Source organism: Conexibacter sp. DBS9H8 (genome assembly GCF_023330685.1).
GTDB lineage: Bacteria > Actinomycetota > Thermoleophilia > Solirubrobacterales > Solirubrobacteraceae > Palsa-465.
The window spans coordinates 1,082,946-1,100,706 of record NZ_CP097128.1 but is presented as its reverse complement, the minus strand read 5'-3'; the positions used below and the strand labels follow the sequence as shown (position 1 = coordinate 1,100,706).

Sequence of the window (17,761 nt, the reverse complement as noted above, 5' to 3'; positions counted from 1 at the left end):
TAGCCGACGGGCCGATCCTCGGGATCGGCTGCGCTAACGTCCCGCCATGTGAGCACGATCATCGATCCTGCCGCGCTCAGCCGCCCGGCGGTCGTGCCCTCCGCGGACGTCGCCGTCCACCTCAAGGGCGTCCACAAGAGCTTCAAGCTTCCCCACGAGCAGTTCCACACGCTCAAGCAGCGTGCCCTGCACGGCTTCCGCCAGCGCGGCTTTGAGATGCTGGAGGCGGTCGACGACGTCTCCGTCGACGTCCGCCCCGGCGAGTTCTTCGGGATCGTCGGGCGCAACGGGAGCGGCAAGAGCACCCTGCTGAAGTGCCTCGCCGGGATCTACCAGATCGATTCCGGTGAGATGCACGTGAACGGGCGGCTCGCGCCGTTCATCGAGCTCGGCGTCGGCTTCAACCCCGAGCTGACCGCACGCGACAACGCGATCATCAACGCGATCATGCTCGGCCTCACCCGCAAGGAGGCGGAGGCGCGCCTGCCGGAGATCGTCCGCTTCGCCGAGCTCGAGGAGTTCATGGACCTCCGCCTGAAGAACTTCTCCTCCGGCATGCACGTCCGGCTCGCCTTCTCCGTCGCCGTGCAGGTGGACGCCGACATCCTGCTCATCGACGAGGTCCTCGCCGTCGGTGACGCCAACTTCCAGCAGAAGTGCTTTGACGAGTTCAACCGCCTCCGCCAGGCGGGCAAGACGGTCGTCCTCGTCACCCACGACATGGGCGCCGTCGAGCAGCTGTGTGACCGGGCGATGCTGATGGACCGGGGAAAGATGGTCGAGATCGCCGACCCGGCGACGATCGCCCGCCGCTACAACGAGCTCAACTTCCGCCGAATCCGCGCGGAGGCGATCGAACAGGACGGACCTGACGTGCTCAAGCGCGCGCCTGTGGCCGAACTGCTGAGCGCGACCTTTCACAACAACATCGGTGAGGCGGTCCTCGCGGTCGTCCAGGGCGAGCCCTGCGACGTCACGCTCGAGGTCCGCTTCCACCAGGACACCGACGACCCGATGTTCTCGATCAGCCTCCACGACGATCACGGCAACCACGCCTTCGGGACGAGCAGCTCCTTCGACTACGGACCGACCGGCCACTTCCGGGCCGGGCAGGTCGCCTCCGTCCGGATCGGCTTCGAGAACTACCTCGGTCCGGGCCGCTACCAGCTCACCGCCGCGATCACCCGCAACGGCATCGGCGCTGACGCCTACGACCTGCGTGAGGGGATGGCGACCCTGCTCGTCCACGCCACCCACAGCGGCGGCGGCACAGTCGATCTCCCCAACCGGTTCGAGATCACCCGCGGCGCCGGTTGAGCGCGTAGGCGAGCCGGTAGGCGAACCGGACCGCCGAGAACACCGGGGTGCTGACGCTCCGGTGGGTCGCGAGCGCGAGCAGCGGACGGTGCATCTCCGTCGGCAGCGCCCCGCCGGGGCCAAGGAGATGGATCGCGTCCTCGGTGAGCTCGATCGCCCCGGGGCCGACCCGGCTTCCGCTCGCGGCGAGGCCGGGGACCGGCGGCCCGTCGACGGTCGCCTGGTAGGCCTCAAGCAGACCCGCCGCTGTGGCGTCCCAGCCGAGCCCAGCCGCCGCCGCCCGCACGTCCGCGATGTGCGCGGTCCGCCGGTCGGCATCGCTGAGCAGCACGTGGGCTCGCTCCGCGGTGGCGACCGGATCCCAGGCGACGATCCCGCCGTCCACCCCGGGGATCACCTCGGCGAGCGACGTTCCGGCCGCCCACAGGCACGGGCGGTCGTGGTCGGCCGCCTCGAAGGGGACGAGCCCGAAGCCCTCCTGCACCGTCGGATAGAGAACGAGGGCGGCCCGCTCATACAGCCACGCCTTCTCCTCCTCACTGAGCGCGCCGAACTCGACGACGGCGTTGGCGAGCCCGGGCCGGGTGCTGAGCAGCTCGGCCTCCTGCCCCCGGGAGGAGCCGTGGGGAACCGACGGGCCGGCGAGGACGAGCTGGCCGCGGAAGTCGTGGCGTTCCCGCAGCGCCGCGAGCACGCGCAGGGCGAACAGCCGGTTCTTGTGCCGAAAGTCGGTTCCCAGGCAGATGATCGCCGGCCCGTCAGCGCCGAGACGTTCACTGCCCCGGGGCGGCACCGGCGTCGGCGCAGCGCTGCTGAGCACGTGGTCGACGCCGATGGGGACGACCCGCGTCCGGCTCGGTTCGACGAGATTCTCACCGAGCGCCTCACCGCGAGCGTGGTGGGAGAAGAACAGCACGCAGTCAGCGGAGGCGAGCGCCGCCCGCGTGATCTCCCGGTAACCACGCCAACCGGCATGGTCGGGGAAGTACGACGGGTTGTGGAAGCCGATGAGATCCTGCTGGGTGACCACGAGCCGGTCCGCGAGCCGGGACAGCAGCATCAGGTCGTCGAAGTCGTTGACCTGGAAGGGCCGGTGCACGAGGTCGAACCGGTCAGCCCGGGCCTCCGCCTCCGCCCGGGTGAGGCGCGCCACCTGGGGCAGCCGGGCGAGCGCGTCCGCACCGTAGGGGCTCAGCTGGTCGGGGATGAGGACGCTGAGCCGGAGCCCGGCGGTCCGGGTGAGGGCGCCGAGCAGTTCGACGGCATGGATCTGGGTGCCCGTGGTCGCCCCCGCGAGGACGCGGACGTCCACGAGCACGTCAATCCCGGTGAGCGCGCGCCGGGCGATCCCGACCGCGCGAGCGAGCTGGCCGCGTTCGGATTCGACGGCGGCGACGGTCGCCGGGTAGTACGGGTAGCGGGCGGCGACGATCGCCTCGTGGGCGAGCTGGGTCTCTGACCGGGTGCCGGTGGCCGAGAAGCTCGCGCCCCCGTGATGGTGCACGAAGACGTCGTCGGCGAGGAGGTGGCAGAGCCCCGCCTGGAGGCAGCGCTGGGAGAAGTCGACCTCCTCCCCGTACCCGGGGCTGAAGGCGAGATCGAAGTCGCCGACAAGCTCGATCGCGCTGCGGCGCAGGTACACGCAGTGCCCGACCGCCGTCGGCAGTCGAGGCCGGAGCCGAAGGGAGGCAGCGGCGACCGCATCGGCGGCACCGGCGGCCGTCCACCCGGCCGGGAGCGGGCCGGGAACCCGGCCGGGCACCGAGACGATCGTCCCGTGGTTGGTGAGGGCGGTGACCGTCGCCACCGTCGCCTCCGACCGGGCGGCGTCCGTGAGCCGCTCCAGCCACCCGGCCCCGATCTCACAGTCGGAGTTGAGGACGATGACGTCAGCCGGCGCGCAGGCCGCGAGGCCGGCGTTGACGTTGGCGGGGAAGCCGACATTGACCGGCTGGCGCAGCAGGTGCAGCCGCCGCTCCGGCTGGGCGGCGGCGAGGGTCTCGACAAGCGCGGCCGGGCGACCGTCCGGGCTTGCGTCGTCGGCGACGAGGATCGGGACCTGCGCCGGGGTGTGGGCGAGCACGCTGCCGAGGCAGGCGCTGAACAGGTCGTGGCCGCCGTAGACGGGGATGAGGACGACGACGTCCCCGCGCGTGACGTCGATGGCCGGAGAATCTGAGACGTCACCGCGCACTGGCGGTGGAGGTTATCGGGGCGCTGCTAGCGTGACGCTGCCCATGGCCACGTTCTCGCGGCGTCCGGCCCGCAGTCACCAAGGTCCCTCCGCGTTCGGGTCGAGTCCCCGGCGCTTCCTCGAGCTCACCGTCACGCTTGCGCGGACCGATTTCAAGCTGCGCTACTTCGGGTCGGCGCTCGGCTACTTCTGGCAGCTCATCCGGCCGCTGCTGTTCTTCGGCGTCATCTACGTGTTCTTCACGGAGATCCTCCACGTCGGCAAGGGGGTCCCCCACTACGGCGTGTACCTGCTCACCGGGATCGTGCTGTGGACCTTCTTCGGGGAGGCGACCGGCAACGCGGTCCCCTCCCTCGTCAACCGCGAGGCGATGCTGCGCAAGGTCCGCTTCCCGCGGCTGGCGGTGCCGATCGGCACGACCCTGACGTCGCTGTTCAACCTCTGCATGAACGGGGTGGCCGTCATCGTCTTCGCGCTCATCAACGGGGTCAGCCCGGCCTGGAGCTGGCTCGAGATGATCCCGATCGTCCTCGGTTTCCTCCTGCTCGCGCTCGGGTTCGGGATGCTGCTGAGCGCCCTCTACGTCCGCTTCCGAGACGTGCAGCCGATCTGGGACGTCGTCGGGCAGGTGCTGTTCTACGCGACCCCGATCATGTATCCGGCCTACGACTACGGCCACCTTGAACGCTGGGCGTTGCTCAACCCGTTCGGGTTGATGATCACCCAGATGGGCCACGCGTTCCTGCACTTCCACCAGTCCGTCCACCTTGCCCGCGCCAACGGGCAGGCGTTCATCGGCCAACCGTTCCCGAGTGCCCAGATCGCCGCCGGCGGCTGGGGTCACGTCGCCATCTCCCTCGCCTTCATCCCGGCGATCTTCCTGCTCGGCCTATGGGTGTTCACCCGTGAGGCTCCGCGGGTCGCCGAGAACCTCTGAGAGGCCCCGAGAACCTCTCCAGACGCCGGAAGTCGCCGGCCCCAGCCCCGGCGCTCGGGCCCCAGCGCTCAGACGCTCGTGAGGACGCGCTCGAGCCCCGCCTCGAGGCCCACCTGGGCCCGCCACGCGAGCTCCGCCCGGGCCCGTCCGACGTCGAGGCAGGAGCGGGTCACCTCCCCGGCCCGCGCGGCGACGAAACGCGGCGGGGGGAGACGCAGACCCCGGCGGCTGCCCACCCGATCGAGGGCCTCGACCAGATCGAGCAGGGAGGTTTCGGCGCCGTGTCCGATGTTGACCGCTCCCGTGACCGCCGCCCCCGCCCCGTCGGCGGCGGCGAGGTTCGCCGCCACGACATCAGACACCTCGACCCAGTCCCGGGTCTGGTGCCCGTCACCGAAGATGACCGGCGTACGCCCCTCGAGCAGGCAGCCGCAGAAGATCGCCACGACCCCCGCCTCACCGTGCACGTCCTGACGCGGCCCGTACACGTTGCCGTAGCGGAGGGACACGGTCGAGACGCCGTGGAGGCGGGCATACAGCGCGGCGTACCCCTCGGCGGCCAGCTTGCTCTGGCCGTAGGGGGCGAGCGGCAGGATCTCGTGATCCTCCGGGGTCGGTAGCCGCGTCGCGTCACCGTAGAGGCCACCCCCGGTGGAGGTGTTGACGACCCGCTCGACCCCCGTTCGCCGGGCCGCCTCGAGGACCGCGAGGATGCCGCCGACGTTGGTCTCACAGTCACGCCACGGGTCGGTGACCGAGCGCCGGACGTCGATCTGGGCGGCGAGGTGGAAGACGTGTTGTGGCCGCACCCGGGCGAACACCGCCGCGACCGCCGCCGTGTCCCGGACGTCGAGAACCTCGAGGGTCGCACCGGCCCTGAGGGCGTCGCGGAGGTTCTCGCGCCGGCCGGTGGAGAGGTCGTCGATCACCGTCACCTCATCACCACGGGTGATGAGCGCGTCGACGATGTGGGAGCCGATGAACCCGGCCCCGCCGGTGACCACGCTGGAAGCCATCTCGACCAGCAGGATAAGCTCAAAGAACACCTGCATATCGGGCAACCGCGAAACGACCGCCCTCGTTCTGCGTTTGATCAACGGGCTTGGTGCATCTGCGCGGGGCCGCCGAGACGGGAAGGAACCGAACAGATTTGTTGGAAGTGTCAACTCAACCGGAAACCGCAGCAGTGGCGCTGCCCCCCGCCGTGGACGTCCTCGGCGTGCCGCTGGCGCTCACCGATTACGGGTCGATGATCGCCCTGATGGACCGCCTCGTCGCCGCCGATCAGCGAGGCTATGTGTGCGTCGCCAACGTCCACTCGGTGATGGCCTCCGACGAGGATCCGGAACTCCGGGCCGCCCTCCGCGGCGCGACCGTGAACGTCCCGGACGGACAGCCGCTCGTGTGGGCGATCAATTTCCTCGGGCACTCCCTCACCGACCGCGTCTACGGACCGGAGCTGATGTGGCGCTCCTGTGCGCACGCCGCCCGCACCGGCCAGCGCCTGTACCTGTACGGGGGACGCAACCAGGGAGCGCTCGTCCAGCTTGCCCTCAACCTCCGCAAGAGCCATCCGGGCCTGAAGATCGTCGGCGGCTACTCACCCCCGCACCGCCCGCTGACGGAGGAGGAGCACGCGGCCGTCGTCGCCGAGATCAACCGTTCCCGCCCCGACGTCGTCTGGGTCGGGATTGGCGTTCCGAAGCAGGAGAAGTGGATGGCCGAGATGCGTCCGTACCTCGGCGCGCCGCTGCTGATCGGTGTCGGTGCGGCGTTCGATTTCCATGCGGGGCTGATCCCCCAGGCGCCCAACTGGCTGCAGGGCGTCGGGATGGAGTGGGCCTTCCGCCTGGTGCAGGAGCCGCGACGGCTGTGGAGGCGGTATTTCCGCTACAACCCGCGGTTCGTCGTCTCCTTCGCGGCTCAGCTGGGCCGCCACCGCCGGTCACTGCCCGCTTGATCTCAGCCACCGTCGCGATCCCGACCCGTGGGCGCGCCTCCTACCTCGAGGAGACGCTCGCCGCGATCGTCCCCCAGGCCGCCGCGGCCGGGGCGGAGGTGGTCGTCGTGCTCGATGGTCCCGACCCCGCGTCCGCGGCCGTCGCCGACGCCCACGCGGTGGGGGTGCTCGAGCTCGAGCGATCCGCAGGAGCCAACGCGGCCCGCAACCTCGCCGTTGAAACCGCCGAGCGAGCGGGAGCGGAGTTGATCGTGTTCGTCGACGATGACGTCCGGCCCCCGCCGGGGTGGCTCGAGGCGCTCCTGGCCGCCGCCGTCGACCATCCGGAGGCGGGGGTGCTCGGCGGACCGATCCGGCCGGTACTCGAGCCCTCGCCCCGGCACTGCGGGGCCGAGCCGGCGCCGATCACGTCCCTGGACCGTGGCCCCGTCGACCGTGAGGTCGACTGCGTATGGGGCGCGAACATGGCGGTTCGGCTGGCGGCCCTCGCCGTCGCCGGGCCCTTTGACGAACAGATCCACGGCCGCGGTGAGGAGGAGGAGTGGCAGGAACGTCACCGGGCCGCCGGCGGCCGGGTCCGCTACGTCGCCGCCGCCGGACTGGAGCATCTGCGCCAAGGCGAGGACGCGCGCCTGGGGGCGCTCGCTCGGGCCCAGTACCGGCTCGGGGGCAGTGCCCGGGCCAATGACGTCCGCAAGGGGACCGCACCGACCCTCGCCACCGAACTGCGTGACCTCATCGGCGCCGGCTGGCATCTCCTCGCCCGCCGCTGCTCCTTCGGCGCGGTGTTCATCGCCCACGCGCTCGGGCGCATCGAGGAGACGCTCGTGCCGACCCCGCCGCCCCCCCGGCCCGGGGAGTTCACCTCCGGGCACAGCGGGTTCGTCGCCGGCGCTCGCGCCGTCACGCTCGCCCGTACCGCCGATGCGCTCGCCGACCTCCGGTCGGCGCCGCGCCGCCGCCGCCTGCGCCGCGACGCCGCACTGTGGGGCCGGCCGCTCCGGGTCACGGTGCTCTCCCTCGAGCGCGAGGACGCGCCCAACATTCTCGACGCCGCCCTTGACGAGCTCGCTCGCTCGCGGCACCGACTCAGCGTCCACCGGCGGGGCGCCGGCTCGGGTGGACGGTTTGAGAACCTCAACGCGCTGCTCACCGAGGCCGGGCTCACCGCCCCCGGGACGGACGACCCGGGGGGCCCAGCCCCCGCGACGGACGACCCGGGCGCCTCCGCCCCCGCCCCCGCCCTCGGCGGCCCGACGGCCCCAGACTGGCTGCTCGTCATCGACGACGACGTCGCGCTGCCCGCCGGCTTCCTCAACGCGTTCCTGTTCCTCGCTGAGCGCCACCGGCTCACCCTCGCCCAGCCGGCCCACCGACGGCTCTCCCACGCCGCCTGGCCGGTCACCCGCCGCCGGGTCACGAGCGCGGTCCGGGAGACCGCGTTTGTCGAGATCGGGCCGCTCGTGGCGTTTGCCGCCGCGGCCCTTCCCGCCCTCCTGCCGTTTCCCCCGCTGCGCTACGGGTGGGGAGTCGAGGCGTATTGGGGGGCGCTGGCCCGGGCCCACGGCTGGCGCAGCGGCGTCGTCGACGCCACCCCGATCACCCACGCACTGCGCCCGGTCGGCGCCTCCTATGACCAGTCGGCCGCGCGGGCCGAGTCGCGCGCGTTCCTCGCCGAGCATCCGCACATCACCGTGACCGAGGCGGCCCGCACCCTGCGGACCCACACCGACTGGTGACGCGCCATCGCCCCACCACGCTCGCCGTTCCGGCCGCCGTCGGCGGCCTGCTGCTGGTCGCCTTCCTCACCACGAGTGGTGATCTCACCGGGCCACCGACCCAGACACCGACGAGCTGGACGGACGCGGCGCTGATCCTCCTCGGCGGGGCCGCGCTCGCCTGGTCGATCGTCACCGCGCCGAGGCGACGTGACGCCGGCGGTGGCGCCCTGGGTCGAGGTGCGGCGCTGACAGTGTGGCTGTTCGGAGCGCTCGCGTTGCTCACCGCCCTCTCCATCGCCTGGTCGGTCGCGCCGGATCAGAGCTGGGAGGAGTCGGGCCGGACCCTCGCCTATCTGGCGGTGTTCGGGCTCGCCGCGTTCAGCGCGCGGGCCAGCCGGGCCGGCAGCGCGCGTGCGCTCGGGGCGATCACCACCGCGGCGGTCGCCCTCTGCCTGTGGGCGCTCGCGGTCAAGGTGTTCAACCTCCCCTTCTCCGGACAGCCGAACTACGGCCGCCTGCTCGCTCCGTTCGGGTACTGGAACGCGACCGGCCTCACCGGGGCGCTCGCGCTGCCCGGCTGCATCTGGCTCGCCGCCGCCGGCCCGTCCCCCACCGGCCCGTCCCCCGCCGGCCCGTCCCCCGCCGGCCCGTCCCCCGCCGACCCCCGCCCGACCCGGATCGAGCCCCGCCTGCTCCTCACCGGCCTCGGCAGCGCCGGGGTCGCCCTCACCGTCAGCGTCGTCGTCCTCTCCTACTCCCGAAGCGCCGCGGCGGCAGCCCTCGCCGCCGCCGTCATCCCGATCGTCTTCCTCCGCGCCCGCCGGCGAGCGATCGTGATGGGGCTCGTCGGTCTCGCCGGGGCCGCCCCGACCGTCGCCTTCGCGCTGATCAACCACAACATCGCCGACGACGGACCGAAATCCCTCTACGGCGCGACCCCCCACAGCGGCACGCTCCATCGCGCCGGACCCGAACTGCTGCTCGGGGCGATCACCCTCGCCGCCCTCCTCCTCACCGCCCTTGCCGCCGTCCGTCTGCGTCAGCGCCTCAACACCCGCCCCGCCTCCCCCGCGCTGCTGCGGCGCTTTGACCGGACCGTCCTGACGGTCGTCGGCGCCGTGCCGACCGCGATCGTGCTGTGGCTCCTGCTCAACGCCCGCGGTCCGTTCGGGGAGATCTCCCAGCTCTGGCATCAGCTGACCAAGACGAACGCCCGTGTCGGCGACGGGGCCGCGCGGCTGACGAGCATCGCCTCGAGCCGGTCCGTGTACTGGCGCCAGGCGATCGCGATCGGCACCCATCATCTCCTGGCCGGCACCGGTGCGGGCACCTTCTTCCCGGCCTACCTGCGCTACCACCAGGCGCTGCTGTCCCCGCTCGGGGAGGGGGCCCACCACGCCCACAGCTACCTGCTCGACACGCTCGCGAGCTTCGGGCTGATCGGCGTCGCGGTGGTGCTTGCACTGTTCAGCTCGTGGTGCCGGGACGTCAGACGGGCGCTGGGTCACGTCGGCCTCCATCCCCGGGAGCGGGACGCCCGCTGGGCCATCGTCGGGATCGTCATCGCCTTCGGGGTCAGCTCGGCGCTGGACTGGACGTGGTTCTATCCAGGCGTCGCCGTGCCCGCGCTCGCGGCCGCCGGCTGGCTCAGCGGCCTCGCCGGCCGCCCACCCGCCGGCCACCAGCCGCCCGAACCGCTCAGCACCCGTCCCGGCGCGATCCTCGCGCTCACCGCGCTCGCCGCGCTCACCCTCGTTGCCGCGTGGGCGAGCTTGGCGCCGATGCGCTCGACCAACAGCGTCGACGCCTCCTACCGCGCCCAGGAGCAGGGGGCGACCGGCGCCGCGCTCGCTGACGCGCGCGCCGCCGTCTCAGAGGACCCGCTGTCGGTCAACGCGCTGTCCCGGCTTGCGACCGTCTACGGCGCCATCGGTGACCCCGCCCAGCAACGCGCCGAGCTGATCAGGGCGCTCCATGTGCAGCCCGAGAACCCCCAACCCTACGAGCAGTACGGGATCTTCCTGATCTGCCACGGCGCCTTCAGCAGTGCCGTCGCCCCGCTGCGACGAGCCAACCGACTCGACATCACCAACAGCCAGAGCCAGCGCCAGCTCCTCATCGCCGCGCTCGTGCACAACAAGCCCGTCCCCGTCTGCGGACCCCAGCCGTGAGCCCCCGCACCGTTCTCCACCCTCACGCCGGCCGGTCAGGCGTGAGGCCGACCCCCGCGACCGAATCGCGAGCGCCGCTCAGTGACCCCGGGAACCGCCGAGAACCGCCGACAGCGGATCGGCGTCGACAAGCTCGGCGGGCAGCCGGCCGGGGTGGCGGGCCGCGACGACCTCGGTGAGCAGCGCCTCATACTGGTCGGTGACCGCCTCCCAGGAGTAGTCCCGGGCCCGCGTGACCGCCCGGGCCCGGTACTCGTCGACGAGCGCGGGCTGATCGAGGATCCGTTCGAGCTGGCGCGTGAGGTCCTCCACGCCCGCGGCCCCGTCGAAGTAGATCCCCGCCTCCCCGACGGTCTCGACGTTCGGCCGGTGGTCGTTGACGAGGATGCAGTTGCCCGCCGCCATCGCCTCGAGCAGCACCGGGTGGGTGCCGCCGACCTCGGTCGGGGCGACGAACGCGTAGGCGTGGTGCTGGAGCTCCCAGTACCCCTTCCCGAACACGTAACCGGGAAAGACGACCCGCGGGTCGGCGCTGCGCCACACCTGGCGGATGTAGTCGTCCGCGTACGGAGCGCCCCCGACGATCGCCAGCTTCATCCCCCGCGCCCGCTCGGCGCTGATCCGGCTGAACGCTTCCACGAGCAGGTGGGAGTTGTTCTCCGGCTCGAGCCGGCCGACGAACAGCAGGTAGTTGCGCGGCTCGAGGCCGAGCCGCTCGAGCGTCTCGGTGCCCGTATGGCCGGGGTCCTCGACACCGTAGGGGATCACCCCGATCCGCTCCCCGTAGCGACTCTCGAACACCTCGGCGACGACGTTGGAGTCGGTGATCGCGCGGTCAGACCAGTCGGGGGCGCGGCTCTCCGCGAAGCGCAGGTACGCCTTGGCGAGCCCCGGCCACTTGGACCGGTCGCTGTCGAGACCGTCGACGTTGATCACCGACGGGATCGACGCCCAGCGGGTGACCTGACAGAGCGGCGAGTTGCCGGCGATGAAGAACAGCGCGACGTCCGGCCGGGTGACCCGGGCGACGTGGACGGAGGCGAGCAGGGTGTGGGCGAAGGTGTCGAGGTACTTGTTCTGGATCGTCGGCAGGTGCACGAGCCGCGCCCCCTTGTAGGAGGTGAGGCTCGGGTCGACCACGTGAGGGCGGCAGTAGACGAGCACCTCGTGGCCACGGTCGGTGAGACGGTCGGCGAGCTGTTCGACGGCGGTCTCAAAGCCGCTGTAGGAGGCGGGGATCCCGCGGGTACCGAGGATGGCGATCTTCATCGTGGAAAGGGCGTCGGCCCGTCCCGGGCCCGGCGGCTCAGCCGTGACCGCGGCGGGTCTGCACTGCCAGAGAGTAGGCGCCGACGTGCCGGCGTGCGCATTCCGTCCAGGAGAACAACTCCGCCCGGGCCCGCCCGGCCGCGGTCAGGGCGGCCCGCCGGTCCGGGTCGCCGGCGATCTCGGCGAGCCTCCGGGCGAGCGCGTCCCGGTCCCCGGGCGGGTAGGCGGCGACCGCGTCGGCGCCAACCTCGACGGCGGCCGCGGAGGCGGCGGCGATCACCGGCGTTCCGCTCGCCATCCCCTCCAGGAGGGTGAGCCCGAACCCCTCATAGAGGGCGGGCTGGACGAGCGCGAGCGCCCCCGCGTACAGCTCGGCGAGCCGCCGGCGGTCCACCCCGGTCTCCACCCGCACCCCGGGCTGATCGGGGTCGGGAACGTTCCCGGCGAGGATCAGCCCGGCCGGCGGGTCCTCGGCGACGGTGGCCGTCGCGGCGGTCTGCCGGACCGCCGCCGGGTGGGCCGCCCGGTACTGCGCGTAGGCGGCCAGCAGGGTCGGCAGGTCCTTGCGCGGCTCGGCGTCGCCGACGTAGAGGAAGTGCCGGCGCGGGCGCGAGTCGACGGCGGGCAGCGGCTGGCCGGGGCCGAGCCGGGCGACGGTGATCCGCGCCGACGGGATCCGCCAGCGGGTGCGGACCTCCTCGGCGGTCGTCTCGCTGATCGTGATGATGTGGTCGGCGGCGGCGGCCGCCTGGCGGTAGGTGAGGTGCGCGTAGCTGGCGAAGCGGCGGTCGAACATCTGTGGCAGCGCCTCGAAGGCGAGGTCGTAGACGGTGACCACCTGGGGCATCGCCCGGCCGTGGGCGCGGGCGGGGAGGGCGTGGTGGATGAGGTCGGCCCTGGCCCGGCGGGCGATCCGCGGCAGCTCCATCTCCGCCCACCAGGCGTCCGTGGCGGCGTTGCGGGCGCTCGCGACCCCGCCCCCGGCCGGCGGCGAACGGCGCTCGTTGACCGCCGTCTCCACGCTCACCTCCGGGTGAGCTTCGAGCTCCCGCACGAGCGCCTCGAGGTAGACGGCGGTGCCCGACCGGGGCGCCCGGGCGGCATAGGTCGTGTCGATCAGCACCTTCACCGTGTTCTCTCCCCCAGATCCTGCCGCATCCGGCGGCGTCGCGTGCCCATACCGGCCCTGTTCTGCCCCGTCCCGGGGGTGGGCCAAACCCCGCGGCAGCACCGGACCCGCCGGCACCGAAGGCGGCTCACCGGCGTGCCCGGGCCAGCAGCTGGCCGGAGAGCGGACCGAGCCGGCCGGCGGCCCGCACCTCAACGGGAGCGAAACCGAAGTCGGTCAGGAGGCCGCGCAGCGATCGGGCGTCGTAGAGGTGGAGGTGATCCCCAAGCGGCGGGCTGTAGGCACCCACCCCACCGATTGCCAGCGCGAGCCTCGTGTGGTTGGGGGTGCTGAGCCGCAGCTCACCGCCGGGCGCGAGCACTCGGCGGACTTCCGACAGCCACTGGGCGGTGTCGGCGACGTGCTCGATCACCTCCCCGGCCCAGATGAGGGCAAAGGCGTTATCGGGCAGCGGCAGCGGCCCGTCGAAGGGCACCTGCACCCAGCTCACGTCGTCGCGGACGCGCGGCCGCGCCCGGGCCCGGTGCAGCGCGCCCTCGGCGACGTCAGCGCCGGTGAGGTTGACGTCAGGGTGGTGCTCGCAGATCAGCTCACAGAAGGCTCCGTCCCCGCACCCGAGGTCGAGGACGGCCGTCCCGGGGTCGATCCCGTCGAGCAGGAACGCGGCGCGACGGTCAAAGCCGGACGGCACGAGCGGGGACTCCAGCCGCTGCCACAGGGCTTCGTAGTACTCCTTCACGGCGGTCACGCTATAGGCTCAGCGCCGTGCACATCACGGGCGCTGCCCCCACTCCGCCACCGGGGCGTCTGCTGGGGGTCAACCCCGTCGACCATCCCGGGGGCGCGGAAACGACGCTGCTGCGCCTCACCCGCGGGCTCGCGGGCCGAGGCTGGCGGGTGACCCTGACCACCCCGGGCGGCGGCCTGCTCGCCGACGCCGCCCTCTCCGCCGGCCTCGAGTGGACACCCCTGCCGACGGGCGGGCTCGGCCGCCGGGAGGGCGCCGGGGCGCTGCGCGGCTACCGGGCGCTGCGTCGGCTCGCTGTCGACGCGGACGTCGTCTACCTCAACGGTGCGGTGTGCGGACGGCTGCTGCCCGCCCTCACCGGCCGTCGGGTCGTCACCGTCCTCGACGTCAATGACATGGTCGGTCGCGTCCCCGGCTTCTGGCGGCGGGCGACGCTGCTGCTCGCTGACACCGAGGCGATCGCCCGCCGGCTCCGAGAGCTCGATCCGTGCCTGCAGCCACGGGTCGTCGGGGTCCCGGTCGACCTCGACCCGCCGCCGGCGGCGGCCCCGTGGCCGTCGCCGAGCGAGCCGCTGATCGGCTTTGTCGGCCGGCTCGAGCCGCGCAAGGGCGTCCTCGACCTGCTTGCCGCGCTGCCGCTCATCCGGGCCCGGCGGCCGGTCGCCTGCGTCCTGATCGGGGATGAGCCCTACGGCCGAGCGCCCGCCTATGCGGCCGCGGTACGCGAGCGGGCCGCTGCGCTCGGGGTGATCGACGCCGGTTGGCAGGCGAACGCGCCCGGCCTGATGCGCCACCTCGACCTGCTCGTGCTCCCCTCTCACGCCGAGCCGTTCGGGACCGTCGCGGCGGAGGCGATGGCGGTCGGCACCCCGGTCGTCGCGACCGCCGTCGACGGCCTCTGCGAGGTCGTGCCTGACGGGGTCGCGGGCCGGCTCGTTCCGCCTGGCGACCCCGGCGCGATCGCGACGGCGGTGCTCGAGGTGCTCGACGCCCGGCCACGGATGGCCGCGGCCGCCGCCGCGCACGCGATCCGCTGGGGAACGCCCGCCTACGTCGAGGGCATCGACACGCTGCTGCGCGAGACGGTGGCCGAACGCGCGCGGGCGCGGGGACGCTGGACGTGAGGGTCGCCTTCGACCTCCGTGCAGCCCGGCACGGCACCGGGATCGCCCGCTATGCGACGTGCCTGCGCGGCGCGCTCAGCGAACTCGACGGGGTCGAGGTGGAGGACACCCACGTGCCCCGGCCCGGCCGCGCCGACGTCTACCACTCGCCGTGGCTGGAGGGGGCGCCGCTGCGGCCGGCGCTGCCGACCGTCGTCACCCTGCATGACGTGATCCCGCTGAAGCGCCCCGGCGAGTATCTCCGTACCGGCCTGCGCTTCCGGATGCGCTACCTCGCAGTCCAGCGGGCCGAGCGGGTGATCGTCCCGACCCGGGCGGTCGCCACGGAGGCCCGCTCACTGTTGGGCCTCGACGAGGCGCGGGTCGTCGTCGTCGGTGAGGCGGCCGCGGACGGGTTCGCCCCTCAGCCGGCGGCGGCGATCGCCGCCGTCCGGGCCCGCTTCGGTCTGCCTGAGCGGTATCTGCTGGCCGTCGGTGGCCTGTCCACCCCGGATCCGCGCAAGCGGGTCACCGCCCTCACCCGGGTGCCGCGGTCGCTCGCGCTCGTGCTCGTCGGGGAGGCCGGCCGCTGGGCCCGGGAGCTGGAGGGCGTGATCCTCACCGGCCGGGTGAGCGACCCCGAGCTGGCGGCCCTCTACAGCGGTGCCCACGCGGTCGTGCTCCCGTCTGACGATGAGGGCTTCGGCCTTGTGCCGGTGGAGGCTCTCGCCTGCGGCGCGCCCGTGGTCGCCGCCGACACCCCCGCCGTCCGGGAGGTGCTCGCCGACCGCGCGCGGCTGTGGCCGGCCGACGATCTCACCGGACTCGTCGCCGCGGCCGAGGCGGCCCAGCGCCCCGCCCCCGCCCCGCTCCCGGTGCGCTGGTCCGACGTCGCCGCCGCGACCGTCGCCGTGTACGCCGATGCGATCGCCGCGGCGGCCGCGGGGGCAAGGCGGCCCCGGTGAGCGCGCCCGGGCGGCGCCGGCGGACGGCGGCGGCCCCGGTGGGCCGCCGCCGGATCATCCTCGACGGCCGCGACGGGGCGGTCGCGATGCCCCACGGCTCCGGGCTCTACGTGCGCCGGCTCGCCGAGGCGCTCGCCACCCAGGTGCCCGCCGGCGTCGAGCTGCGTGTGATCGGACGCGGCCATCCCGGCCCCGAGGCGGTGTTTGAGCAGCTCACCCTGCCGGCGCTGCTGCGCGCCCGCCGAGCCGACCTTCTCCACGGGCCCGACAGCTTCCTGCCGCTCGTCCGGCCGTGCGCGGGGGTGCTGACCGTCCACGACCTCGCCTTCCTCGCCCTTCCCGGCGACATGCCCGCCGCAACGGAGGCCAAGTACCGGCTGCTCGTCCCGGCCGCCGCCCGGTCGGCCGAAGCGGTGATCTGCCCGTCTGCGTTCACGGCTGAGGACCTGGTCCGGCGCTGTCGCGTCGACCCGGCGCGGATCCACGTGATCGCGGAGGCACCCGCCCTGCCGCGTGGGGACCGGCCCGTCCCGGCCGGCCCCTACCTGCTCGCCGCCGGGGACCTGCGCCCGAAGAAGAACCTCGGGGTGCTCGTCCAGGCGTTCCGGCGCCTCCACGCCGACGGGTTTCCCCACCGCCTCATCCTCGCCGGCGCGGACCTCGGGGCCGCGCCCGCGTTGGGCGCCCTCGCCGGCCGCGCCCCGGTCCACTTCAGCGGCTTCCTCCCCGACCCCGAACTCGACGCGCTGATCCGCGGGGCGGACGCGGTGGTCGTCCCCGGGGTCTATGAGGGGTTCGGGCTCGTCGCTCTCGACGCGATGGCGCGCGCCCGGCCGACCGTGCTCGCCCGGGCGGGCGCCCTCCCGGAGGTCGGCGGGGAGGCCGCCCTCTACTTCGAGCCCTCCGACGTCGGTGAGCTCGTGGCCGTCCTCACCGGCCTGCTCGGTTCCTCCGTCAACCGTGCCGCCCGCTCGGTCGCCGCCGCCGAGCGCGCCGCGCAGTTCAGCTGGGCGGCGACCGCCGCGGCGACCTGGGCGGTCTATCAGGAGCTCCTGTGAGGAGCGGCTTCGTCATCCTCTCCTCCGACGAGGCGGACGCGCTCGAGGTCGCGCTCGCCGCCGCGCTCGCCGAGGGCTTTGACCGTCGGCTCGTGGTCGACAACGCGAGCCGCGATCAGACCGCCGCGGTCGCCGACCGCCATGGTTGTGAGCGACTCGCGCTGCCGCGTCGCGTGCCCTATACCGAGGCGATGAACGCCGGCCTGTCCGCGCTCCTGGACGGCCCGGATCCGCCGGAGTTGATCGCCCTCCTGCAGGCCGACACGTTCGTCACCCCCGGCTTCCTCGCCGCGACCCGGGCCGTCCTCACCGCCCGGCCGGAGGTTGGGTCCGTCGCCCCGAAGCTGATCCGTACCACCGGCCCCGCCCCGGGCGATCAGCTCGAACTGCTCGACGCGGCCGGGATGACCTTTGACCGGCGCCGCAAGAACCGGCTCGTCGGCCACGGCCGCCCCGCGGGGTCCTTCGCGCGGGCGGGGGAGATCTTCGGAGCTGACGGGGCCGCCGCGGTGTGGCGGGCCGACGCGTTACGCGACTGCGCGGTGGAGGGCCGGGTCTTTGACGAGAACATGCCCGGCTGGGGCTGTGACGCCGACCTCGCCTGGCGGGCCCAGCGCTTCGGCTGGCGCGCGTGGTACGTGCCCGAGGCGGTCGTCTTTCACATCCGCACCTACTCGCCGACGACCCGCGCCCAGGCCCGTCCGGAGGACCGGGCCACCCAGTTCCGCAACCGGCTGCTGATGATCGTCAAGAACGACCGGCCGGCCGAGCTGCTGCGCGATCTGCCGTGGCTGATCGGCTATGAGCTGCTCGCCCTCGGGTATGCGCTGCTCGTCGAGCGGGAGCTGCTCGGCGGCTACCGCCAGTTCGCCGCCCGGCTCGCCGAGGCCCGTCGTCAGCGGGCCCTGATCCAGGCCCGGAGCGTGCGGGCGAAGGTGCCCTTCGGGCTCGTCCCGCCGCCCTGAGGGGCCCCAGCCGGCCCGGTGCTCGCGGCCGGCCCGGTGCTCGCGTTGGTGCCCCATTCTCGCGGCGGGCCCGGTGCTTGCGGCCGCGCCCCATGCTCGCGGCCGCGCCCCATGCTCGCGGCCGCGCCCCGTACTCGCGGCGGGCCCGATGGCGCGGATCGGCCTGCGGGCGGCTCCGCGACGACCCAAATCGTGAAATATCTGACGGTCGAGCCAGCGCGTGC

At 73.4% G+C, this 17,761-nt stretch carries 14 protein-coding genes; 9 read left to right on the top strand and 5 right to left on the bottom strand.

Features of this window, described 5'->3' with window-relative positions; translation table 11 throughout:
- The first annotated feature begins 48 nt into the window (after positions 1 to 48).
- On the top strand, positions 49 to 1,317 hold the full coding sequence (locus M3M55_RS05165) for an ABC transporter ATP-binding protein (RefSeq protein WP_249011761.1): 1,269 nt from the start codon (positions 49 to 51) through the stop codon (positions 1,315 to 1,317).
- On the opposite strand, the gene M3M55_RS05160 is transcribed toward M3M55_RS05165, so the two are convergent.
- The gene (locus M3M55_RS05160) at positions 1,298 to 3,511 is read right to left on the bottom strand and encodes a glycosyltransferase (RefSeq protein ID WP_249011760.1); all 2,214 of its coding nucleotides are present in this window, start codon (positions 3,509 to 3,511) and stop codon (positions 1,298 to 1,300) included. The two genes, M3M55_RS05165 and M3M55_RS05160, sit on opposite strands and share 20 nt — an antisense overlap.
- A 43-nt stretch (positions 3,512 to 3,554) precedes the next feature.
- Here M3M55_RS05160 and M3M55_RS05155 point away from each other — a divergent pair, with 43 nt between their 5' ends.
- Complete coding sequence (locus M3M55_RS05155; protein ID WP_249011759.1) at positions 3,555 to 4,448, top strand: ABC transporter permease; 894 nt, start codon at positions 3,555 to 3,557, stop codon at positions 4,446 to 4,448.
- Positions 4,449 to 4,516: 68 nt separating this feature from the next.
- On the opposite strand, the gene M3M55_RS05150 is transcribed toward M3M55_RS05155, so the two are convergent.
- Complete coding sequence (locus M3M55_RS05150; protein WP_249011758.1) at positions 4,517 to 5,464, bottom strand: NAD-dependent epimerase/dehydratase family protein; 948 nt, start codon at positions 5,462 to 5,464, stop codon at positions 4,517 to 4,519.
- Positions 5,465 to 5,634: 170 nt separating this feature from the next.
- Here M3M55_RS05150 and M3M55_RS05145 point away from each other — a divergent pair, with 170 nt between their 5' ends.
- The 3 genes from M3M55_RS05145 to M3M55_RS05135 are packed head-to-tail and all read left to right on the top strand — an operon-like array spanning position 5,635 to position 10,300.
- A complete protein-coding gene (locus M3M55_RS05145; protein WP_249011757.1) occupies positions 5,635 to 6,408 on the top strand; it encodes a WecB/TagA/CpsF family glycosyltransferase in 774 nt (257 codons plus the stop codon).
- On the top strand, positions 6,405 to 8,147 hold the full coding sequence (locus M3M55_RS05140) for a glycosyltransferase (RefSeq protein WP_249011756.1): 1,743 nt from the start codon (positions 6,405 to 6,407) through the stop codon (positions 8,145 to 8,147). Before M3M55_RS05145 ends, M3M55_RS05140 begins: the two co-directional genes overlap by 4 nt.
- Positions 8,144 to 10,300 (top strand): O-antigen ligase family protein, encoded by a 2,157-nt coding sequence (locus M3M55_RS05135; protein ID WP_249011755.1) that lies wholly within the window; start codon positions 8,144 to 8,146, stop codon positions 10,298 to 10,300. Before M3M55_RS05140 ends, M3M55_RS05135 begins: the two co-directional genes overlap by 4 nt.
- Positions 10,301 to 10,378: 78 nt before the next feature.
- Here the strand turns inward: M3M55_RS05135 and M3M55_RS05130 are convergent, their stop codons facing one another.
- The 3 genes from M3M55_RS05130 to M3M55_RS05120 form a co-directional block, all read right to left on the bottom strand.
- A complete protein-coding gene (locus M3M55_RS05130; protein ID WP_249011754.1) occupies positions 10,379 to 11,569 on the bottom strand; it encodes a glycosyltransferase in 1,191 nt (396 codons plus the stop codon).
- 37 nt (positions 11,570 to 11,606) lie between these two features.
- Positions 11,607 to 12,698 (bottom strand): glycosyltransferase family 1 protein, encoded by a 1,092-nt coding sequence (locus tag M3M55_RS05125; RefSeq protein ID WP_249011753.1) that lies wholly within the window; start codon positions 12,696 to 12,698, stop codon positions 11,607 to 11,609.
- Positions 12,699 to 12,825: 127 nt separating this feature from the next.
- Positions 12,826 to 13,437: a bifunctional 2-polyprenyl-6-hydroxyphenol methylase/3-demethylubiquinol 3-O-methyltransferase UbiG gene (locus tag M3M55_RS05120; protein WP_249011752.1), complete on the bottom strand. Its 612-nt coding sequence runs from the start codon at positions 13,435 to 13,437 to the stop codon at positions 12,826 to 12,828.
- Positions 13,438 to 13,463: 26 nt separating this feature from the next.
- On the opposite strand from M3M55_RS05120, the gene M3M55_RS05115 reads away from it, so the two are divergent.
- Genes M3M55_RS05115 through M3M55_RS05100 form a run of 4 tightly spaced genes read left to right on the top strand, consistent with a single transcriptional unit; the run spans position 13,464 to position 17,537 of the window.
- The gene (locus M3M55_RS05115; protein WP_249011751.1) at positions 13,464 to 14,570 is read left to right on the top strand and encodes a glycosyltransferase family 4 protein; all 1,107 of its coding nucleotides are present in this window, start codon (positions 13,464 to 13,466) and stop codon (positions 14,568 to 14,570) included.
- Entirely contained in the window at positions 14,567 to 15,514 is a 948-nt protein-coding gene (locus tag M3M55_RS05110) for a glycosyltransferase family 1 protein (RefSeq protein ID WP_249011750.1), read from the top strand. The genes M3M55_RS05115 and M3M55_RS05110 overlap by 4 nt, the downstream gene beginning before the upstream one ends.
- Entirely contained in the window at positions 15,511 to 16,572 is a 1,062-nt protein-coding gene (locus tag M3M55_RS05105; protein ID WP_249011749.1) for a glycosyltransferase family 1 protein, read from the top strand. Before M3M55_RS05110 ends, M3M55_RS05105 begins: the two co-directional genes overlap by 4 nt.
- The gene (locus M3M55_RS05100) at positions 16,569 to 17,537 is read left to right on the top strand and encodes a glycosyltransferase (protein ID WP_249011748.1); all 969 of its coding nucleotides are present in this window, start codon (positions 16,569 to 16,571) and stop codon (positions 17,535 to 17,537) included. Before M3M55_RS05105 ends, M3M55_RS05100 begins: the two co-directional genes overlap by 4 nt.
- The last annotated feature ends 224 nt before the right edge of the window (positions 17,538 to 17,761 follow it).